At 56.7% G+C, this 19,831-nt stretch carries 18 protein-coding genes; 5 read left to right on the top strand and 13 right to left on the bottom strand.

Going from position 1 to position 19,831, the window contains the following annotated elements:
* Nucleotides 1-10: 10 nt before the first annotated feature.
* The 6 genes from J7382_RS16880 to J7382_RS16905 form a co-directional block, all read right to left on the bottom strand.
* Nucleotides 11-817 (bottom strand): ABC transporter permease subunit, encoded by an 807-nt coding sequence (locus tag J7382_RS16880; RefSeq protein WP_209070173.1) that lies wholly within the window; start codon nt 815-817, stop codon nt 11-13.
* A complete protein-coding gene (locus J7382_RS16885; RefSeq protein ID WP_209070263.1) occupies nt 814-1,704 on the bottom strand; it encodes an ABC transporter permease subunit in 891 nt (296 codons plus the stop codon). The genes J7382_RS16880 and J7382_RS16885 overlap by 4 nt, the downstream gene beginning before the upstream one ends.
* Before the next feature lie 124 nt (nt 1,705-1,828).
* Nucleotides 1,829-2,536 carry a transporter substrate-binding domain-containing protein gene (locus tag J7382_RS16890; RefSeq protein WP_209070174.1) on the bottom strand — a complete coding sequence of 236 codons (708 nt, stop codon included), beginning with the start codon at nt 2,534-2,536 and terminating at the stop codon, nt 1,829-1,831.
* Nucleotides 2,537-2,561: 25 nt separating this feature from the next.
* Complete coding sequence (locus tag J7382_RS16895; RefSeq protein WP_209070175.1) at nt 2,562-3,335, bottom strand: ATP-binding cassette domain-containing protein; 774 nt, start codon at nt 3,333-3,335, stop codon at nt 2,562-2,564.
* A 196-nt stretch (nt 3,336-3,531) separates the two neighbouring features.
* On the bottom strand, nt 3,532-3,816 hold the full coding sequence (locus tag J7382_RS16900) for a hypothetical protein (protein ID WP_209070176.1): 285 nt from the start codon (nt 3,814-3,816) through the stop codon (nt 3,532-3,534).
* A 31-nt stretch (nt 3,817-3,847) separates the two neighbouring features.
* Nucleotides 3,848-4,288, bottom strand: coding sequence for a TerB family tellurite resistance protein (locus J7382_RS16905; protein ID WP_209070177.1), 441 nt, complete (start codon nt 4,286-4,288; stop codon nt 3,848-3,850).
* 159 nt (nt 4,289-4,447) lie between these two features.
* On the opposite strand from J7382_RS16905, the gene J7382_RS16910 reads away from it, so the two are divergent.
* From J7382_RS16910 to J7382_RS16930, 5 genes are all read left to right on the top strand, one after another.
* The gene (locus J7382_RS16910) at nt 4,448-6,190 is read left to right on the top strand and encodes an ATP-binding protein (protein WP_209070178.1); all 1,743 of its coding nucleotides are present in this window, start codon (nt 4,448-4,450) and stop codon (nt 6,188-6,190) included.
* Nucleotides 6,191-6,219: 29 nt separating this feature from the next.
* On the top strand, nt 6,220-7,560 hold the full coding sequence (locus tag J7382_RS16915; protein WP_209070179.1) for a sigma-54 dependent transcriptional regulator: 1,341 nt from the start codon (nt 6,220-6,222) through the stop codon (nt 7,558-7,560).
* Nucleotides 7,561-7,721: 161 nt separating this feature from the next.
* Nucleotides 7,722-8,738, top strand: coding sequence for a C4-dicarboxylate TRAP transporter substrate-binding protein (locus J7382_RS16920; RefSeq protein WP_058240941.1), 1,017 nt, complete (start codon nt 7,722-7,724; stop codon nt 8,736-8,738).
* A gap of 68 nt (nt 8,739-8,806) precedes the next feature.
* A complete protein-coding gene (locus J7382_RS16925; RefSeq protein ID WP_209070180.1) occupies nt 8,807-9,442 on the top strand; it encodes a TRAP transporter small permease in 636 nt (211 codons plus the stop codon).
* Nucleotides 9,435-10,862 (top strand): TRAP transporter large permease, encoded by a 1,428-nt coding sequence (locus tag J7382_RS16930; RefSeq protein WP_209070181.1) that lies wholly within the window; start codon nt 9,435-9,437, stop codon nt 10,860-10,862. The genes J7382_RS16925 and J7382_RS16930 overlap by 8 nt, the downstream gene beginning before the upstream one ends.
* Nucleotides 10,863-10,882: 20 nt before the next feature.
* Here J7382_RS16930 and J7382_RS16935 read toward each other — a convergent pair whose 3' ends face one another.
* From J7382_RS16935 to J7382_RS16965, 7 genes are all read right to left on the bottom strand, one after another.
* Nucleotides 10,883-11,311, bottom strand: coding sequence for a TerB family tellurite resistance protein (locus tag J7382_RS16935; RefSeq protein WP_209070182.1), 429 nt, complete (start codon nt 11,309-11,311; stop codon nt 10,883-10,885).
* Entirely contained in the window at nt 11,308-11,601 is a 294-nt protein-coding gene (locus J7382_RS16940; RefSeq protein ID WP_209070183.1) for a DUF1330 domain-containing protein, read from the bottom strand. Before J7382_RS16940 ends, J7382_RS16935 begins: the two co-directional genes overlap by 4 nt.
* A gap of 171 nt (nt 11,602-11,772) precedes the next feature.
* Nucleotides 11,773-15,033, bottom strand: a complete 3,261-nt coding sequence (locus J7382_RS16945; protein ID WP_209070184.1) for a hypothetical protein — start codon at nt 15,031-15,033, stop codon at nt 11,773-11,775.
* Between the two features lie 75 nt (nt 15,034-15,108).
* The gene (locus J7382_RS16950; protein WP_209070185.1) at nt 15,109-16,194 is read right to left on the bottom strand and encodes an AraC family transcriptional regulator; all 1,086 of its coding nucleotides are present in this window, start codon (nt 16,192-16,194) and stop codon (nt 15,109-15,111) included.
* A 70-nt stretch (nt 16,195-16,264) separates the two neighbouring features.
* Nucleotides 16,265-17,188: a DMT family transporter gene (locus J7382_RS16955; RefSeq protein ID WP_209070186.1), complete on the bottom strand. Its 924-nt coding sequence runs from the start codon at nt 17,186-17,188 to the stop codon at nt 16,265-16,267.
* A 104-nt stretch (nt 17,189-17,292) separates the two neighbouring features.
* Entirely contained in the window at nt 17,293-18,399 is a 1,107-nt protein-coding gene (locus J7382_RS16960) for an outer membrane protein transport protein (RefSeq protein ID WP_209070187.1), read from the bottom strand.
* A 255-nt stretch (nt 18,400-18,654) separates the two neighbouring features.
* The gene (locus J7382_RS16965; RefSeq protein ID WP_209070188.1) at nt 18,655-19,764 is read right to left on the bottom strand and encodes a hypothetical protein; all 1,110 of its coding nucleotides are present in this window, start codon (nt 19,762-19,764) and stop codon (nt 18,655-18,657) included.
* Nucleotides 19,765-19,831: the final 67 nt, after the last annotated feature.

Raw genomic sequence — 19,831 nt, forward strand, 5'->3', positions numbered from 1 at the left:
TTAGGCGTCTTTAGCGCAGGAGGTTTGGACGGACGCGCAGCTTCTTCACCGCGTTTTGCGGCAAATGGCGATTGAGGCGTTTGTTCACCAGACCAAAGATCCAGATGATCAGCAGCGTCAGCAGGATGAAATAAAACGCCAAGATTGGATAGGGCACAAACGGGTTGTAAGTTTTATCCGCGAAGTAGCCTGCATAGTAGAGCGCGTCGCCTTGCTGGCGCCATGCGGGGAAACCTGAAAAATACACCAGCGTGGTTGCATGGAAGAGGAAGATGGCTTCGTTGGTATAGGCGGGCCATGCAAGACGCATCATGGTTGGGAACATGATGCGGCGATAACGATACCAGCCTGTAAAGCCATAGGCATCTGCGGCTTCCATATCCCCTTTGGGGATGGAGCGCAGCGCGCCATAGAAGATTTCCGCCGAATAGGCCGATGTGTTCAGGAACAGCACAAACAGCGCACCGATGGCCGCAGAGGACAGCGGATTGAAAATCGGAGACACGCTTTTGAGCGAAAGGAACAGAAAATAGGCAAAGAAGAACTGAATGAACAGCGGGCTGCCACGGAACAGGAAGATGAACCACTCTGCTGGTTTGCGTGCCCAGCGACTCTGAGAGTTCTTCGCCACCGCGAGCAGATTGGCAAAGACAAAGCCGGACATTACCGCAAGCACGCCAAAGTAGACATTCCAGATCATGCCGGAACCGATCAAGGTGAAGTGCTCACAGAGGGTAAAGTCCGACCGGGGCAGAAGGCGTTCGCCGTAGCCCAGCGAACGGAAGGCATAGGCCTGAATGGTCTCGATACAGCTCATGCCGCGCTCCCTGCTTTTCGTTGGGCTTCGCCATCAACCGTGGCTTGACCGTGTGAGAGACGTTTGGTGATGCGTGCCAGTGCGATTTCAGAGACGCGGGTGAACAGGAGATAGAAGATCAGCAAGGCGAGGAAGTACCACATGCGCCAGTCGCCATGTGGGTAGTCGGTGAATCGCGCGGTTTTAGATGCGCCCAGATCCCGGGCCCAATAGACGATGTCTTCGACACCCAGCAGGAACAGGAGCGGAGTGGCCTTGATCAGCACCATCCAGAGGTTGGACAGGCCGGGCAGGGCGTAGATCCACATCTGCGGTATCAGAATGCGCCAGAAGGTCTGGCGCGGGGTCATTCCGTAGGCTTCGGCGGTTTCAAGTTGGGCCCGGGGCACGGCCTGCATGGCCCCAAAGAGCACGTTGGCGGCAAAGGCCCCAAAGACGATGGCGAATGTGAAAACCGCGAGCCAGAAGCCGTAGATTTCATGCACCCATTGTGGCGAGCTGCTCAGTGGCATTTTGGCGATGTCACAGACGAGGAACTCGCTGCCCTGTCGGACGGGTTCACTCCAATCGGGACATTTGACCTTATGGCGCAGAAATTCGATGCCCTGATCCAGAGCGATGACGAAGAACAGGAAGAAGGCGATGTCGGGCACGCCACGCACAATGGCAATATAGCCTTTGCCAAACCAGCGCAGCATGAAGAAACGCGCGCGGGCGGCGATAGCGCCGCCGAGGCCGAACAGCAGCGCTGTGGGGGCAGTGACGGCCAGGAGAAGCAAAACAGTGCCAAATGAGGCGTAGAAGGCCATATGCTTCCCGGTGGTGAGATAGCAACTGAGCCAAGGCAGACTGTTCAGGACAGACGGATCTGAGCAATAGGCAAAAATGGCTGGCCTCGTTCGTTTCGCGTGAAAGTTTGTGGAGCAGAGAACGCCCACGGTATGGGGGGAAGGGCGGTTGGAAAAGGGGGAGCAGCGCCCCCCCCTTTTATCGTGTTCGCATGGGGAAGGCTTAGAACTGGCCTTCGATTTCCCATTTTGCGAGCAGCTCGTTGAGCGTGCCGTCTGCTTTCATGGAGGCGATGGCCGCGTCAAACTTGCCGCGCAGTTCGTCATCGGATTCACGGAAGGCCATGCCGATGCCGCCACCGAGGTAAACGTCGCTGATGAAGACCAGTTCGGATTCTGCAACGATTGGTGCAAGGAAGTCTTTGTCTGCCAGAACTGCGTCCACTTCACCCGCGTTCACAGCGGCGACGGTTTCGTCTGGGGTTGGGAATTCAACCAGAGTTGCGCCCGTGGTGGCCACATGTCCGGATTGGATGGTGCTGGTCTGAGCGGCAACCACGGCGGAGTTCACGTCCACATCAGCAGAGAGTGCTGCGTATGCGGAAGGAGATGGCTGGGTGTAGCCCTGAGTGAAGTCCATGGTCTCTTCGCGCTCATCGGTGATGGACATGCCTGCGATGATGGCGTCGTAGTTGCCGGACTGCAGGTTTGGCACGATGCTGTCCCAGTCGTTGGTAACCCACTCACAGGTCAGCTCTGCGCGTTTGCACAGCTCGTCGCCCAGCTCGCGCTCAAAGCCGTCCACTTCGCCTGCGTCGTTGATGAAGTTGTATGGAGGGTACAGACCCTCGGTGCCCAGACGGACGGTCTCGGCCATGGCAACGCCCGCGGTCAGTGCAATGGCGGCGGTGCTCAGGATCAGATTTTTCATAGTAGTGCTCCCTATGGTTTGGTTGTTATGTGGCGGTTGAAGACAGGAACTGTTTCAAACGCTCGGATTTCGGGTTTCCGAACAATTCGTCCGGGGCGCCTTCTTCTTCGATGAGGCCTTGGTGCAAAAACACAACGTGGTCAGAGACATCACGGGCCATCTTCATGTCGTGTGTGACGATCATCATGGTACGACCCTCTTCGGCCAATGCCTTAATCACACGCACCACCTCCTGCTCCAGCTCGGGGTCAAGCGCGGATGTGGGCTCATCAAACAGCAGGGCTTCCGGTTCCATGGCAAGGGCGCGGGCGATGGCTGCGCGCTGTTGCTGGCCGCCGGAGAGCTGCGCGGGGTAAGCGTCGTGTTTGTCGGCGATCCCGACTTTGTCCAGATAGGCGTGTGCGGCCTCTTCGACCTCCGCCTTGTCGCGGCCCAGAACAGTGACGGGGGCTTCCATCACGTTTTGCAGGATGGTCATGTGGGACCAGAGATTGAACTGCTGAAACACCATCGACAGATTTGTGCGGATGCGCAGGATCTGTTTGGGGTCGGCAGGCTGGCGGGCGTGGCCGCTGCCTTTCCAGGTGACGGGCTCTCCCTTGAACAGGATGTCGCCCTGCTGGCTATGTTCCAGAAGGTTGGCGCAGCGCAGGATTGTGGACTTACCAGACCCGGAGGAGCCAATAAGCGATACCACATCGCCGCGGTGCGCAGTGATATCCACGCCCTTAATGACTTCTAGATTGGCATAAGCCTTGTGCAGGTCGCGAATTTGCAGAACGGGTGTGGCGTCGTTCACTGTGTCCCCATCGGTGTCGGGTTGATCTTGGAGCCCAAATAGGACTGAAAATTTGCGCAATTGCAACTTTCAAAAGGGCGGCTCAGAGGCCAAGACGGACGTTTTGGCTGCCCAACTTACCAAATGGTTAAGAGTTGAGCGGATTTGATCCAGCGTCATATGTGCTTTCCTCAAGGGCTGCCAGTCTTTGCAGATCTTATTCTGCTTGCGGCCTGCGCGTTCGCTCTATTGCCTTGCGTATAAGGTGAAGCGCGTTGCGCGAGGTGCTGTCTTCTAAGGTTATGAAAAATTGGGAAAAGCTACGCATCTCTGCCATATTCCCACCCTCCGTCAAACTGGCGATGAAATGGGCGAGGTGGCGATGAATATTTTGGCAATAGTCTTCCTGATGAGACGTTTCTGCATGAAACTTGCCCCATTTTCGACGAATCGCAGGGGTCTCTAAAGGCTGAGGCTCCGATTCGCCGGTGTTGGTCGTCACACTGTCACCAGTAATGCTCAAGCAGGTGTGCCTAGCCGCGTTTTTCCACCCGTTGCCGGGCCCGGGCGCTGTCCATGTCGGAAACACCCAGAAGGTTGGCCGCCAGACGCAAAAGAGCATCCTCGCGCGCATCCCTTGCGTCATCTGCCAGCACCACCTGCCACATGGCTTCGATCACAGAGATGCGGTCCTCTAGCGGCACTGCATCCTTAATGGCGCGGGTGAAGCGCACCGTATCAGGGGCCTCTGCTTCAAGAGCTTCTGCCTCTTTGCGCAGCGCGGTTGCTTCAAAGGGGCTGAGCCCGTAGCGCTCTGTGACGATGCGTTCGATGCGAGTGGCCTCTTGTGGATCGTAGTCCCCATCAGCGCGGGCAATACGCACCAGAAGGGCGCCAAGCGCCAACCTGGCATCAGTGTCTGTCAGGGGATCTGAAGCGGGCGCCGTCAGGCGTTTGAGAAAGTCAGCAAACATAACAGAGGATGTAAGCCGGGACAGGCGGCCGTGCAACCTTGCAGGTGTGTGGACGTTCAGGCGGGGAAAGGGGGCACTTCGGCATTTCCTATTGAGGTTTGCTCCGATAGCTTGCGGGACGATATGCCCGGTTTGGGGATGACAAAGGTGGACGACCCAATGGCGCGTGTCTCTCTCACGGTTTCTCTTCTGGTCACGCTTTGCGTTGGCTTTGCTGTCAATCGAGCAGCGTATCAGTATTTTTCTGCGGAGGAGCTGGCGAAAGCGGAGGGGCAACTTTCCCTGTATCGTTCCACCGTGATTGCCGAACTTGAGCAACATAGCCACCTGACCCATGTGTTGGCACAAGACAGTTATGTGGCCGACGCGCTGGAAGGGCAGAGCACGTTTGTGCTGAATGCGCGTCTTAAGGATTTTTCGGACAAAGCGGGATTGGATGCTATTTATCTTATGACCGCTGAAGGCATTACGATCGCGGCTTCCAATTTTGATACGCCGACCTCTTTTGTGGGGCAGGTCTATGCGTTTCGCCCTTATTTTCAGAACGCTTTGCGTGGCGAGCAGGGGCGGCTCTACGCGATTGGGGCGACGACTGGTTTGCCGGGGTTCTTTCTGGCGGATCCCGTGTTTGTGGGGGCAGAGGTCCGTGGTGTTGTGGCGTTGAAAAAGAGCTTTTCAGGGCTGGAAGACAGTTGGCGGCGGGCAGGGGAACAGGTGATTTTGGCCAATGCGCAGGGGGTTGTTTTGCTGGCGTCAGATCCGGATTGGCTTTATCGCACCTTGACCCCATTGGATGTGGAGCAGAAGGCGGCCATACGCGCCGCAAGACAGTTCCCCGGTCAACCACTTGATCCGTTAAGCTGGCAGAAGACCTCGCCAGATCGCGCTGAAATTTTGGGGGAAGAACGTCTGCATCTGCTGGCACAGGATTTGCCGGATGGCTGGCAGTTACATTACTTTGCCAGCGATGAGCAGGCCGTGACCCGCAGTTGGTTGGCGACCGCGGTCGTTGTGGTTTTGGCGGGCATCCTGCTGATCGTGTTTCAGGTGCAGCGGGCGCGCCGTATTGGCCGGGCGTTGCGCCGTTCAGAGCAAGAGGAGGCGCAGCTGCGGCAGGCCAATGCGCAGCTTGCCGTGGAAGTCGCGGAGCGTAAGACAGCAGAGGCGCGGCTCAAATCCACTCAGAAGGAACTGGCGCAAGCGAGCCGTTTGGCGGCATTGGGGCAGTTGTCCGCATCGGTGACCCATGAGTTGGGACAGCCGATCGCTGCGATGCGCAACCATCTGGCGGCGGCGGAGATGAACCCTAAGGGGGCGGAAAGGCTGGGCAGCAATATTGCGGGGCTGGTCACACGTATGGAAGGCATCACCCGACAGTTGAAGTTCTTTGCCACGAGTGGCCATGAAGGCTTTGAGGTTTTTGAGCTGCGCGCAGCTGTAGAAGCGGGGCTGGAACTTGTGGCACCCAATATTGAGGCAGGTGCGATTTCGGTGCAGTGTGAGTGGCCGCAGGAGGTGCTGCGTGTGCGCGGGAACCGGTTGCGGATTGAGCAGGTGGTGACCAATATTCTGCGCAATGCCTGTGACGCGATGGAGGATATGACGCAGGCGGAATTGCATATTCATGTGTTTGCAAAGGAGAATTGCGCGGTGTTTTCTGTGACAGATACGGGGCATGGCTTGGCTGGGGCTGCGTTGCAGGATCTTCAGGAACCCTTTGTCACGACACGAGAAAGCGGGCGGGGCATGGGGCTTGGGCTTGCGATTTCAGCCACCATTGTCAAAGATCACGGAGGCGACATGCAAGCGTGGGACCGTCAGCATGAGGCCCAAGAAGGTGGTGCCATCTTTGAGGTGCGTTTGCCGCTGGCTGGGGCAGGGCATGGGCTTGACCGCATGTGAGCACACAACCTGCAAGAAAGAGATATAACATGAGTGAGACCGGCAGCTTCAGTCTTTTGATTGTGGATGACGACAAGGGCATGCGCCAATCCCTTCTGGAGTTGATGGGCGCGGCCGGATGGCAGGCAGAGGCGGTGGCGCGGGCGGATAAGGCGCTGGAACGGCTTAAGGTGTTGACCCCGGATGTGATCCTGTCGGATGTGCGGATGCCGGGCATGACGGGCATGGAGCTGTTGGCGCGGCTGCATCCGGAGTTGTCGCCGCCGCTGGTGTTGATTTCGGCGCATGGCGATATTCCAATGGCAGTGGAGGCCATGCAGGCCGGGGCCTATAGCTTTGTTGAAAAACCCTATGAACCACGACGTCTGCTGAGCATTCTGACCCATGCGGCTGAACAGAGCCGGATGCGGGCGCGCAATGCCCAGCTTAAGGCCCGATTGTTTGAACTTTCGGGACTTGATCGCGTGTTGATGGGGCAAACCCCTGTTGTCGCGGAACTGCGCGAGGAGGTTCTGGATCTGGCGCCAATGGACGGTGCGGTGATGATCCTTGGGGAAACCGGTACGGGCAAGGAGCTGGTGGCGCGGGCGTTGCATGATTTGGGGCCGCGTGCGGATCGTCCCTTTCTGGCGATCAACTGTGCGGCCTTGATGCCTGACAGTTTTGAGGCGGAGATGTTTGGCGTTGCGCAGGGGCCGGAAGGGCGGTTGCAGGCGGCGACGGGCGGTACGCTGTTTTTGGATGAAATCGCCTCATGTCCTCCTGTGGTGCAGGCCAAGTTGTTGCGGGTGATTGAGGATCAGCAGGTGTTTCCCGTGGGGGGCGCTGTGCCGGTGGCGGTGGATTTGCGGGTGATGTCTGCGACCAATGAGGACGTGGAGCAGGCCGTTGCAGAGGATCGGCTGAGGCGGGATCTCTTGTTCCGGCTCAACACTTTTGTGATGCAACTGCCGCCGCTGCGCCAGCGCCGGGATGATGTGATGTTCTTGGCGGCGCATTTTTTGGAGGATTACGCGCGGCTGCACGAGATTGGGGCACCTGCGCTGGATCATGAAGATGCGGCGACGTTGATGGCACATGACTGGCCGGGCAATGTGCGGGAGTTGCGCAATGTCTGTGCGCGGCGTGTGATGCTGGCACGGCGTGGTGGCGGCAGCATGGCAGCGGCCCTGACACAGGATCGCGGCGGGGAGGATGTGCCGGATACCCTGCGAGAGGCTGTGGCGGCCTTTGAACGGGAGCTGATCGGCAAGGCGATCAAGGCGCATGAAGGGCGTATGGATGCCGCGGCAGAGGCGCTGGGCATTGGGCGGCGGACGCTGAACGAAAAGATCGTCAAATTGGGATTGGACAAGGCGGCACTGTTATAGTGCGCGATCAAGCCTGACATGAAAGCAATTGAGTTAAATTGTCTGCTCTGCGGATTTCCGCAGGGCAGGGGCCGTGGACCGCGCAAAATCTCTCATTGGCAAAGGGCGCGCTCTTCTTGCATGCTGTGTCTCATAATGACTTACGCAACCGGGAGGAAATCATGCGTAAACTGATGAGCCGGACCGCCGTGGCGGCCCTGTCTATGGCATTTGTCACCGAAGCAATGGCAACCGAATGGAATGTCTCTCTCTGGGGCAAGCGTCGGGCGTTCACCGAACATGTTGAAAAGCTGGCCGAACTGGTGAGTGAGAAAACCGGCGGTGAGTTCACTTTGAACATCAGCTATGGTGGCCTGTCCAAGAACCGCGAAAACCTTGATGGCATTTCCATTGGGGCCTTTGAGATGGCGCAGTTCTGTGCCGGTTATCACCGTGACAAAAACCGCGTGATCACTGTGTTGGAGCTGCCGTTCCTGGGTGTGGCCAATCTGGAAGAAGAACTGGCTGTTTCTAAAGCCGTTTATGGCCACCCAGCGGCGACAGAGGAAATGGAGCAGTGGAATGCCATGCTGCTGATGACCTCGCCGATGCCGCAATACAATCTTGTAGGCACCGGGGAACCCCGTGACGCGCTTGCTGATTTCGACGGTATGCGCGTGCGTGCGACTGGCGGTTTGGGCAAAGCCTTTGAAGCAGTGGGGGGTGTGCCAACCTCTGTGACCGCAACCGAGGCCTATCAGGCGATGGAAAGCGGTGTCGTGGACACGGTTGCCTTTGCGCAGCACGCACATCTGGCCTTTGGCACCATCAACCAAGCAGACTGGTGGACCGCCAACCTGAACCCCGGCACCGTGAATTGCCCGGTGGTCGTGAATATCGATGCCTATGACATGCTGTCTGATGAGCATCGCGCGGCACTGGACAGCTCCGTTGATGAGGCGCTGGCGCATTATGTTGCGAACTATGGCACCCTGCTTGAGAAGTGGGACAGCGTTCTGGAAGAAAAAGGCGTTCAGAAGGTGGAGATCGACGACGGGGTGATCGCGGAATTCCGTGCCAAGGCCGCCGACCCGATCCGCGCCGCTTGGATTGCGGATATGGAAGCGCAGGGCCTGCCGGGGCAGGACCTTTATGATCTGGTTGTGAAAACTCTCGAAGATCACCGCGCAGGCAACTGATAAAAATAAAAAATTAGCGGCCTCGGTAAGTTCCGGGGCCGCAGTGTATCTGATCTAGGGGGATGGACATGGCCGGTAGTTCCGCCGTGCTTGAAGATGACAGCCTGCTCAGTCGGCTGGATCGTCACCTGCTCAAGCTTGAAACATTTTTTGCCCTGCTCAGTGGGCTTGCCGTCTTCAGCCTGATGTTTCTGGCGGCCTATTCGGTGGGAGGGCGCAAGTTCTTTGCGACACCGCTTTCGGGCTATGTTGACTACATTGAAGTGTTGATGCCGCTCATTGCGGTGATGGGGATCGCCTATGTGCAGCGTGATGGCAGCCACATCCGTATGGATATGGTCATCGGCAAGCTGAAGGGACGTGCGCTTTGGGGGGCTGAGCTGCTGTCTGTGGTGTTGATCCTGCTTTTGATGATTGCGTTGACCATGGGCAGTTGGGCGCATTTTGAACGCTCTTTTGATTGCGCGCGGCCGCTGTGTTCGCGCGACAGCTCCATCGATATTGGCCTGCCAATCTGGCCCTCCAAGCTGATTGTGCCGATGGCCTTTTCGGTGATGTGCCTGCGCCTTGGCTTGCAGGTCTGGGGCTACGGACGTGCGTTTTTGCTGAACCTGCCAAGTCCCGTTGCGGTGCCACTGGTGCAGTCGATCGAAGAACAGGCCCGTGCAGAGGTCGATCAGCTTGGGGATGCTGACAATGGATAATATTACAATTGGCCTTTGGGTCACAGGCGGGATGCTGTTGCTTGTGGTGTTGGGCATGCGCGTGGCTTTCGCAGCTGCCTTGGCTGGCTTCATCGGCATCGTGTGGATTTTCTGGGCGAAAATGGGCTATGCACCGGAACGCTTTCTGTTCTGGAACGAGCGGCGTGAGATCTGGGACGGGGCGCTGGGGAAATCCATTGCCATTGCCGGATCGGTGCCCCACTCGAAAGTCTCGTCGCAGGCGTTGAGCCTTATCCCGACCTTCATCCTGATTGGCTATCTCGCTTATTATGCCAAGCTGACCACGGCGCTGTTTGATGCGGCCAAAAAATGGATTGCCTGGGTGCCCGGCGGGCTGGCGGTGTCCACTGTTTTTGCCACTGCAGGTTTTGCGGCGGTGTCTGGCGCTTCTGTGGCGACGGCGGCGGTGTTTGCGCGAATTGCCATCCCTGAGATGTTGAAGGTGGGCTATAACAAGCAGTTCGCAGCGGGCGTGGTGGCGGCTGGGGGCACTTTGGCCTCGCTGATCCCGCCCTCAGCGATCCTTGTGATCTATGCGATCATTGTGGAACAGGACGTGGGCAAGCTCTTGCTGGCGGGGTTCATTCCCGGTGCCTTTTCTGCTGTGGTCTACGGCGCGATGATCATTGGCATTGCCATGATCTTCAAAACCGTGGGCCCGCCGGTGAGTGGTTTCACATGGCGTGAGCGTTTTGCCGCACTGCCGCCCGCGCTGCCGATTGTGGCGGTGGTCGTGATCATCATTTTCTTTGTCTACAACCCCTTTGGCGATGCCTGGGGCACACCGACAGAGGGCGGGGCCGTGGGGGCATTTATCGTCTTCCTGCTGGCGCTGCTGCGTGGGATGCGCTGGCCGGAGCTGAAATCAGCGCTTTTGGACACAGCCAAGCTGACGGTGATGATTTTTACCATCATCTGGGGGGTGCTGATCTATGTGCGCTTCCTTGGGTTTGCAGATCTGCCGGGGGCGTTTTCGGATTGGATCACCTCGCTGACAATGTCGCCGTGGCTGATCCTGATCTGTATTCTGCTGGCCTATGCGGTGCTGGGCATGTTCATGGATGCCATTGGCATGCTGCTTTTGACGTTGCCGGTGGTCTACCCTGCGGTGATGGCGTTGAACGGTGGTGAGGCGGTGACCGCGGCGGAGAGCACATTTGGCATGAATGGCACGATGTGTGCGATCTGGTTTGGCATTCTGGTGGTGAAGATGGCGGAGTTCTGTCTGATCACCCCGCCCATTGGGCTCAACTGTTTTGTTGTGGCTGGCGTGCGGGATGATCTGACGGTTCAGGATGTCTTTAAGGGCGTGACACCCTTCTTTATCGCGGATGCCGTGACCATCGCGCTTTTGGTGGCGTTCCCATCCATTGTGCTCTGGCTGCCGAGCCTGGCTTAAAAATGCCGGTGTGGCCCCGTTTAGGCGGGGCCAGCCGGGCTGTCTTCGGGTTTGATGCCCAACATGGCTTCAATCTCATGCAGGCTTTCATCTTCGACTGGAAGATGCTTTCCATCCGCTTCGATCACCTGAAACAGCTTATGCGCCACTTCCAGCCGGTGCGGATAATCCACGGTTTCGCGGATCAGCAGCGCGAAATCCGGTGTGCCGGGGGCTGCGCTTTCGAGCTTTTCGCAGGTCGCGCGCAGTTTCGCGGCTTCGATCGGGTTGAGGCCGAATGTTTCGCTCAGAATACGGTCAATTTCACCAATTTCGAGTGCATGGTAGGAATTGTCGGATTTTGCCACACGTACCAAAAGGGCACCGAGCGCCAGTTTTTCGTCGGGTTCGGGGAGGGGCTCTGTGTTGGCGGTGCCGCGCAGGCGGGCAAGCAAGTGATCCCAGATCATCCGTCATACCCCTCAATGATCACGATATCCCCGGTGCTGACCGGGGTACGCAGGGCTTTGGCGGCTTGGTAATCTTCGGAATGATAGCATTCAAGCGCCGCTTGGTATGAGGGAAATTCAATCACCACATTGCGGCTGCGGGCGCTGCCTTCAGGCGTTTCAAAGGCGCCGCCTCGGACCAGAAAACGCGCGCCATAGTCGGCAAACGGTTTGGCATTGGCGGCGATGTATTTCTGGTAGCCCTCAACGTCGTCGACGTCCACGCGTCCGATCCAGTACCCTTTGGCCATGCAGCTCTCCCTTTGGTGATTGTTTTACAGGGCAGAGTGCCAAGCGGCACCGGGATTGGCAAGCGCTGGCGCAGAGGGAAGCTCCATGTTGTTTGAAGCTGTTGCGCACAATCAAATGGGCATTGCATGTATGGCAAAGGCAAGCAGGTGCCTGCCTTTGCCCTGATATGTTTAGGCCATGAAATCAAACCCGAGGTCGGTGAGCTGGGCCATCAGCGCGCTGTCCTCATCCAAGATTGGATTGTTTGCGGCGGCTTCAAAATTGGCCCGTGTCAGGTCTTCTGCTTGCAGACCCAGCAGGGTGGTGATGTTGCCGCCGTTGCCGAGCACTTCGATTTCAAGGTTGCCATCCACTTCACGAATGTCCAGATGGTCGCTGTTCAACGCATTGAAATCAAAGGTGTCCGCAGCGGGATCGAAGCCCTCGATTTGGGTTTGTGCGCCCCAGTTCCAATCGATCTCGACCCGATCTGCATCGGCACCAAGCACCAGAGTATCGCCTGGGGTTGGCGTGGGTGTGCTGCCACCTGTGGCGCTGTCAGAACCGCCCGTTTCGTTACCATTGTTTCCAGATTCCCCCGTATCGGTAACATTTGAGCCAGTCATGTCGCCTGTGCGGGTCTGGAAGCCATCGGTTGTGGCTCCTGCTGGGGCTTCTGGCGTCAGCAGCACGGTGCGGTCCACCAATGTGACGTCATTCTGGTTAAACCCGAAGGGGGTTTCCAGATTGTCTTCCATCACCTGATCGAAGTGGAATTCGACCAATCCGGGGATGAGATCTGCTTTGGTGACACCGGTGAAGGTAAAGCTTTGGCCGCTCGGCAGGGTGGAGATCACCAGACCTGCATCGCTGTCTTCCACCGAAAGGCGCTCGCGGGTACCGAAATAGAGGAAGCTGATTTTCATCGTGGTTGGGTCAAAATTGTCGATCACCTCGGCGCGGCCGTATTCATGGCTGCGGATATAGACGGTATCATCTTCACGGGGACCAACGCCCTGTTCCCAAGAGATCACTCCGCCCATATCCTGACGGAAGTGTTCGTTCCCGACCACGCCAAAGCTGTCGATGGTGACATCCTGATAGGTGACGCCTTGCACGATCTGCGCGGCGTCAGACCAAGGGCTGTCGATCACGATCTCACCTGCCAGCGATTTTGTGACGATCATGCCGTGAACAGATGTGCCGCCAAAATCGAGTTGATCCACGGATGGGTCAAAATCGGTGATGTCATCCGCGTTGCTGTCGGCGCGGAAAACACGACCACCCGCATCGGTGTTGCCGGTCACGTCGGCGGGGTTGGAGCCATCCGCGTCATAGGTCAGCGTGTAGCCGCCCTCTGCAGGGGTTGAGATCTCGGTGCCCAGAACATTGGCAATTTCGTTGAGAACATCCTGATTATCGGCTGAGAAATTGGCGATTGAAAGGTCGCTTAGTCCAAAGCCTGTGAAGATGGTTTGTGTTGTGGTGCCATCTGCGGTGATGGCAATGCGCACGGTCAAACCAAGGGCGTCGCCGGATTCTTCGAAGATTTCGAAGTCTGTTGAAGCCACATCGGAGCTGATTTCAATGACGTCGCCCATGGCGGGCATGAAACCATCGATAACCTGCGCCGGACTGTCGTAGGTTAGGGTCACATGCATGTGGGTGTGACCGCCGTGCCCGCCATCTCCACCGCCGTGTCCACCGTCGCCGTGTCCGCCGTCACCATGTCCGCCGTCGCTGCTGCCGTCGCCGTTGCCGCCGTCACCGTCATCTGCGCTGATCAATGTGGAGAGCTCTGCGCGTGCCGTGGCATCCAAGGCGTTGATGTTCGCCGCGTCCAGCATGGCAAGCGTAACACCCTGCAGCGTCAGCGTTTGATTGTTGGATGGGATAGAGATCACTACAGAGCCGCCCACTTCGGCGACCTCCAGTGCGTCTGCCCCGATCCAGTCAAAGAAGAGGGTATCACTGTTTGGATCAAAATCGGTGATCACTGTGTTGGACCCATAGGCCCAGGTGATCACGACATCTGCATTGGCTTTGGTGATGGCTGAATTGTTGAAATCTTCGGCAGTTCCATCTGGTGTCGGCGCAGGATCTGTGCTGCCATCGCCATCGCCATCGCCATCGCCATCGCCATCGCCATCGCCATCGCCATCGCCATCGCCATCGCCATCGCCATCGCCAGCCCCGTCACCCCCAGAGGTGTCGCCGTCCCCGGATCCGTCCCCATTGCCGGAACCATCACCGCTTCCGTCGCCGTTTCCATCCCCATCACCGGAGCCATCTCCGCTGCCAGATCCATCGCCGTTGTCGCCAGATCCTGAGCCGCTGCCGTCTCCGATCAGAGCCAGAATTTCTTCTGCGGAGGTGCCGTCCAGAATGGTGAAATTGGCCGCGGACAGATCTGAAAGTGAGACCCCAACAAGGGTGAGAGACTGTTGATTTGAGGGCACGGAGAATGTGGTGGATCCACCAGTTTCGGTGATCTCCAGATCCGCAGCGGAAATCCAATCGACAAAGATGGTGTCACTGGATGGGTCAAAATCAGTGATCTGCGTGTCTGCCCCATAGGACCATGTGATCACGACATCTGCGCTGTCTTTTGTGACATCAGCCGTTCCGCCGGAGCTGTTGCCGCCAGAGGCACCGCCATCCCCGCCGGTGTCGCCCCCTGTATCGCCCCCTGTATCGCCGCCGCCGGTGTTGCCGCCGGGTGTGCCAAGGCCTTCATCCCCAGTTTTGCGATCTTCAAAGAAGGCGATCATATCAGCGACAGACGGACTGTTGTAGCCGCCAAACTGGTCAATGTATTGCAGGATCGAAGTGCCATATTCATCGGTTGAAACCGCGCCACTGAGCAGAAGGTTCAACGTGCCGTAAGCGCCGCGCAGGTGGGCGGCAGCAAGAATGCCCGTGAGTGTGAGCTCGACCGTCACCGTCGCGCCCGAACCGTCTGTGTAGGTGGTGGTCTGACCAATGAAATCATCCAGATTTTGACCAGCGTTGGTCAGCCCGTTTTCGATGATTTGCAGGTTCAGGCCAAAGGCCTCCTGAATGGCCACTGTCTGCGCCTCTTTGGTCATGAATTCCTCAAGAGAGGTCACGCCATTTTTGCCTGTCCAAGTGCCATCCCATGTATTGGTCGATGCGCCGTTGCCATAGAACTGGTCGTCATCGTAGTAGCCAAGGTCAATCAGCAGGGCTTCGCCAAATTGAAATCCAACAAAACCAAGGGAGTTGGTAGAACGATAGGCCATGGCCTCCCATTCGCTGTCGCTCAGATCGCCCCAGCTGTTGTAGCCGGGGAAGAAATCGGTGACCGGGCCGCCCGCCCATGTATCGAGCTGCCAGTCCTGAATGACCCCATCGTTGTATCGGTCGCGATCCCAACCGGACTCAAACGCCAGAAGCGCAGAGAGGAAATCGGTGAATGTTCCGTTGGACATTGTGAGTGTGCTTTCGTCTTAGAGTGGATAACCGCACGCTCAACGGCTGTGCGGATTCAGACCCAAGCACGAAACTTATGTTGGCAGGCGGCCATTCTTTTTAGAAATTCCGCCATCGGCAAAAGCTTGCAAATTCTCCCCCTGTATCAGCGGTTTTCTGTCGACCGCCGGAGTACGGCCGGTCCAGCGCCGATAGGCCTGTGTGAAGCTGCTTTGGTCTGAAAAACCACATAAATGTGAGGTTTCAGCAAGCGATAGGTAGGGATCGGCCAGAAAGGCCTGTGCAAGTTTAAATTGTGTATTTGAGACCAATTCTCTGAAACTTGTGCCTTCTTTCAGAAGCCTGCGATTCATTGTGCGCTCAGACAGGCCGAGTCGTTCTGCCGTATCTGCCGCTTTGGGGCGGCCATGGGCCATGCCGCGCAATAGCTGCTTTTGGACGGTCTCCGCGAGGGAGGCGGGAGCTGTATTGGTGGATTGCAACAGCACATCGCCATAGCTTGTCAGATGCCCGAGGAGATGGGCGTCGGCATCGCGAATTGGAGTGTCTAGCATGCGTTTGTCAAAGCGAAGATAGGAATGCTCTGTCTCCAGCTTGACCGAACACCCAAAGATGCCTGCAAGTTCGGCCTGACCGTGTTTGCGCAAATGAGCGAAGCCCACTTGTGCGACCAAAACCGACTGATTAGTTGCGGTGCGAAACGCTCCTAATAGGGCAGCCAATGCAAACTCTATCAAATGCGTGTCCAGCGTCAGATCGGGGCCAATACCGTCTACAACCAGATCTACGTGTGATGTGTTCTCAAGAAGGTTTACCCGCGCACGTGGGCGGGTGACCGGGGTAAATTTTTGCACATGACAGAGTGCGTCGTACAGTGTTTGAGAGTTGAACAGAATGTAGGTCAACAGGGCGGTGTTGTGCGGATTGATCGCGGTGCCGATCTCAGCACCTACAAAAGGAGCATTCAGACGCTCTGATAGGAAGTCTAAGACTTTTGTTTCAGCACCTCTCGGGATAGAGGCGCCTATTTCCTGCAATGCTGCTGACGGCAGTTTGGCAGCGGCGAGGGCGTCGGTGGTGTGTTCGGCCACATGTGGCAGCGCAAGTACGGAGCGCAGCCAGTGATTGGGCACCTGATCTTTGGTGTCGTTTGTGTACATGAGCGCTTTCATGGCTGCGGCTGATGGATTTGTGGCAAATTGCCAAGCCTGTCGAGCCTTTGCAAGAGCGTCAGCTGTCTCTGGTGGAGCCACGTTTGGCCAACCATCTGCCATCAAGAACGATCAAGCCAATTGCGAGCAGGAGAAAGCCTGCAAAAGCACGGGGCGGCAGAGACTCGTTTAGAAACAAGGCGCCGAGGATAATCGCAAACGGTGGGATCAACAGCGTGACCACCAGCAGGTTACCGCTGCCGGAAGAAGCGAGAATGCGGTAGTAGAGAAGGTATGCGCCTGCGGTGCCAAATACCGCGCCATAGGTGATGGCGACCCATGTGGCACTGCCCAGAGAAAGTGTGAGCGGGGCTTCGATGTAGTGCGCCAGAGGTGTTGCAATCAAGGCGGTACAGGTCAGCATGCCGGCGGCTGCGATCAGCGGCGGTACGCCTGTGAGATGTTTACGTGCCCATATCCCGGCGAAGCCATAAGACAGCGTTGCTAGCAAGGCTGCGATCTGTGCCAGAGAACGTGGATCAAAGGCGGTCAGATGGGACAGTCCAATGGCGGTTGCGACGCCGAGAAAGCCCAAAGCCACGCCCATAGTCTTTGTCATTGTCAGGCGTTCATCTGGCAGAAAGAGCGCCGCTAGCAGGATCCCGAAGAAGGCTGTGGCCGCGTTGAAAATGGAGGCCAGCCCACTTTCTATGGTGAGCTGTGCAAAGTTCAGCAGGCTAAAGGGGATCAGATTATTCAGCAGTCCCATCACGCAAAACACCATCCAGAGGCGCGGGCTGAGGGAGATAGAGGTTTTGCGAAGGATTGCCAGACACCAGAGCAACAGGGCGGCCCAGAATGTCCTGTGGGCCACCAAGGTGATCGGGCCGATTTCAAAAAGCGCGATGCGATTTGAAAAGAACACCCCGCCCCAGAGTGCGGCAAGCAGGATGAGATCACGCCAGCTTTGGGCGGAAAGCGATTTTTGCACAGTATCAGACATGTGTTTTGTCTAAAGCGGTTGCCAGCCCAAGGCACTCCGAAACATGCGCAAAGAAAAACCCCGCCTGCTTGAAGGCGGGGTTTGTGATTGTCGTGGTGCGAAATTTAGAAACGCACACCGACACGTACACCAACGGCCCATAGGTCATTGTCCGTGAAGTCCACGCGCTGACCGCCAGAACCAGGGATTTCAAAATACTGATCGCCCAATTGCGCGTAAGTCAGACCTGCTGAAAAGTTCAGGTGTTCACTGAGCGCATAGGTGCCGCCCACTGTCAGGCTTTGGTAGCCAGTGGTGGGGGAGAGCAGGGAGGTTGTTGGCTTGGCCGCTTCGGTTTCATAGCCAAGGCTCACCGCGAGTGACAGTTTGTCGGTGATTTCGCGACCAACGCCCAGGCTGTAGGTGAAAATATCGTCGGTGAAATCCACCCAAGTGCCTTGTGGCGTGGTGAGGTTGAAGCCTTCCCAGCCAACCCATTTTACGCTTCCGAAAAGCAGGGTTTTGGGGGCAATGCCGGTCTGGAAATCCAAATTGATGGATTCTGGAAACTCCACATCAAAACTCTGCGCGCTGGCCGGGCCGAATTGGGGCAAGCCTTCGGGGCTCAGCCCCGTCAGAGGCGCGTATGTTGCGTCAAAACCATTGTCAAAGCTGCTCCAATAGGTGAGCGCCACGCGTAGGGCGATCTCTGGTTTTTCATAAGCAAGACCAACCACGCCGCTCCAGTCAAATTGCGTTTTCCCTTCAAGGAAGCCAGTTGCAAAGGATGGGCGCGGAGAAGACAGGATTTCGCCCTCGGTTTTCACGCCACGCAGACCGCCGTGGATGCTGAAGCCACTGTCAAATTCATATTGTACGAGTCCAAGCAGAGATCGGGAGTTGATTTCAGCGAACCCTGGCACAAAAGGTCCGTTGGTGTAGCGCACATGGGCGCCATAAGGTTCGTCGTAAATCAATGCGACGTCGATGTTATCCGTGATCTCATGTTTGTAGCTGAAGGAGGGGGTGCTGTAGGTTTCGAGCACATCATAGGAGTTCCCGACCGCAGAGGTGCCGTCTACACGTGGACTCGTTGTGATGAATGTCACCTGGAGATAGTCGCCTTCCTCAAAAAGGATGTTGACGCCCTGTCCTGAGCGATCAAGGCCACCTGCCTGTGCCACTCCTCCTACCATTGCAAAAGCAATGGCTCCCTTAAGTGTTTGCTTCATGGTTCTGTCCCGTTGAATTTTTTTTCGTTGAAGCGAATAGTGTTTCGCTGACGTTAAGGTCAACGGTGACCGAGGGAGAGCCATGGGCTGACCTCGCGTTAGGCGTGCGTCATGAGCGAGGGCGTTCTGTTGTTGAGGTTTTTTTAGGCGTGGTGAGGGCATTTGGAAGCTCATCTGCGCGGCGGCGGAGTTTCCAAGATAGCAAAAAGCCCCGCCTGATAGCGGGGCTTTGAGTTTAGATCTAATGCTAGCGGATCAGAAGCGCATGCCGATCCGGAAACCTACACCGATCGCGTCGCTGTCTTGGTAATCATAGCCTGCCCCTGGTGGCAATAATGGATTATTCAACAGAAAAGACTGATCGCCGAGCTTGGCGTAGGTGATACCCCCGGAAAGGGAAATAGTTTCGTTCAGCTGATAGGTACCTGCAATGCCGATGCTTCTGGAGCCTGTAGACGGGCTGAGCGCGGTGTTTGATGGCCGTGTTCCTGGAGCTTCATATCCGAAACGGAGCGCGAGTGACAGTTTGTCATTGATACGCTGTGCGATGCCCAAGTTGTATGTGGTCACATCATCTTCGAAGTTGACCCATTCGCCGTCAACTGTGTTCACGTCTGTGCCAGACAAGCCTACCCAGCGGATGGAACCAAACACCAAGGTGTTGGCGGCAACGCCTGTTTGAAAATCAAGGTTAACACTTTCGGGAAAATCTACGGTCAGATCGCGTGCCGCTGGGTTGCTGCCATCGTTGTCTGAGCGCGTCCCTGACAGATCCGCGGCGATCGAGCTGCTGTAGGTCAAAGCAACACGCAGCGCGATTTCAGGCTTCTCATAAGCAACGCCAACCACTCCGCCAAAATCGATATCACTGCTGGCGTCCAGTAGACCCAGAGAGTTGTTGATCACACCGTCGACTTCCAGAAGGCGGATACCGCCGTGAACGCTGAAGCCATTGCCCAGTTGGTATTGAAGCAAGCCTGTTAGCGCATTGGTATTGACCTCTGCCATGCCGCCTTGGAGCAAGTTGCCGTTGAGACCATAATCCACATGTGCCCCAAACGGGTTGTCATAGATGATTGCGATATCAAGCTTGTCGTTAACTTCGTGCTTATAACCTAGCGAGAAATCCGAATAGGATTGCGCGACGTCAAAAGCGGGTATTGTTGCGCCAGGAATTGGAACGGCAGCAAGCGTTTCATTTGGCTGCGCATCTACGTTTGGATTAACGACACTGAACGTGATCTGGGCATAGTTGCCCTCTTCGAAGAGAATGTTCACGCCTTGACCAGAACGGTCAATTCCTCCGGCGTATGATGCTCCTCCAACCATCGCAAGTGCGGTGGCTCCCATAAGCATATTTTTCATGTTTTTTTTGTCCCGTGTTCCTATTGGTTGTTATTTTGTTTCGCTAACAAGGCTATTCGCGCAGCTT

Source organism: Shimia sp. R11_0 (genome assembly GCF_017744035.1).
Lineage (GTDB): Bacteria > Pseudomonadota > Alphaproteobacteria > Rhodobacterales > Rhodobacteraceae > Shimia > Shimia marina.

What these genes read in the sequence shown, in the direction of transcription:
- J7382_RS16880 (WP_209070173.1), bottom strand. Translation starts at nt 817, where the DNA reads ATGAGCTGTATCGAGACCATTCAGGCCTATGCCTTCCGTTCGCTGGGC.
- J7382_RS16890 (WP_209070174.1), bottom strand. Translation starts at nt 2,536, where the DNA reads ATGAAAAATCTGATCCTGAGCACCGCCGCCATTGCACTGACCGCGGGC.
- J7382_RS16905 (WP_209070177.1), bottom strand. Translation starts at nt 4,288, where the DNA reads ATGTTTGCTGACTTTCTCAAACGCCTGACGGCGCCCGCTTCAGATCCC.
- J7382_RS16910 (WP_209070178.1), top strand. Translation starts at nt 4,448, where the DNA reads ATGGCGCGTGTCTCTCTCACGGTTTCTCTTCTGGTCACGCTTTGCGTT.
- J7382_RS16915 (WP_209070179.1), top strand. Translation starts at nt 6,220, where the DNA reads ATGAGTGAGACCGGCAGCTTCAGTCTTTTGATTGTGGATGACGACAAG.
- J7382_RS16920 (WP_058240941.1), top strand. Translation starts at nt 7,722, where the DNA reads ATGCGTAAACTGATGAGCCGGACCGCCGTGGCGGCCCTGTCTATGGCA.
- J7382_RS16925 (WP_209070180.1), top strand. Translation starts at nt 8,807, where the DNA reads ATGGCCGGTAGTTCCGCCGTGCTTGAAGATGACAGCCTGCTCAGTCGG.
- J7382_RS16930 (WP_209070181.1), top strand. Translation starts at nt 9,435, where the DNA reads ATGGATAATATTACAATTGGCCTTTGGGTCACAGGCGGGATGCTGTTG.
- J7382_RS16935 (WP_209070182.1), bottom strand. Translation starts at nt 11,311, where the DNA reads ATGATCTGGGATCACTTGCTTGCCCGCCTGCGCGGCACCGCCAACACA.
- J7382_RS16940 (WP_209070183.1), bottom strand. Translation starts at nt 11,601, where the DNA reads ATGGCCAAAGGGTACTGGATCGGACGCGTGGACGTCGACGACGTTGAG.
- J7382_RS16945 (WP_209070184.1), bottom strand. Translation starts at nt 15,033, where the DNA reads ATGTCCAACGGAACATTCACCGATTTCCTCTCTGCGCTTCTGGCGTTT.
- J7382_RS16950 (WP_209070185.1), bottom strand. Translation starts at nt 16,194, where the DNA reads ATGTACACAAACGACACCAAAGATCAGGTGCCCAATCACTGGCTGCGC.
- J7382_RS16955 (WP_209070186.1), bottom strand. Translation starts at nt 17,188, where the DNA reads ATGTCTGATACTGTGCAAAAATCGCTTTCCGCCCAAAGCTGGCGTGAT.
- J7382_RS16960 (WP_209070187.1), bottom strand. Translation starts at nt 18,399, where the DNA reads ATGAAGCAAACACTTAAGGGAGCCATTGCTTTTGCAATGGTAGGAGGA.
- J7382_RS16965 (WP_209070188.1), bottom strand. Translation starts at nt 19,764, where the DNA reads ATGAAAAATATGCTTATGGGAGCCACCGCACTTGCGATGGTTGGAGGA.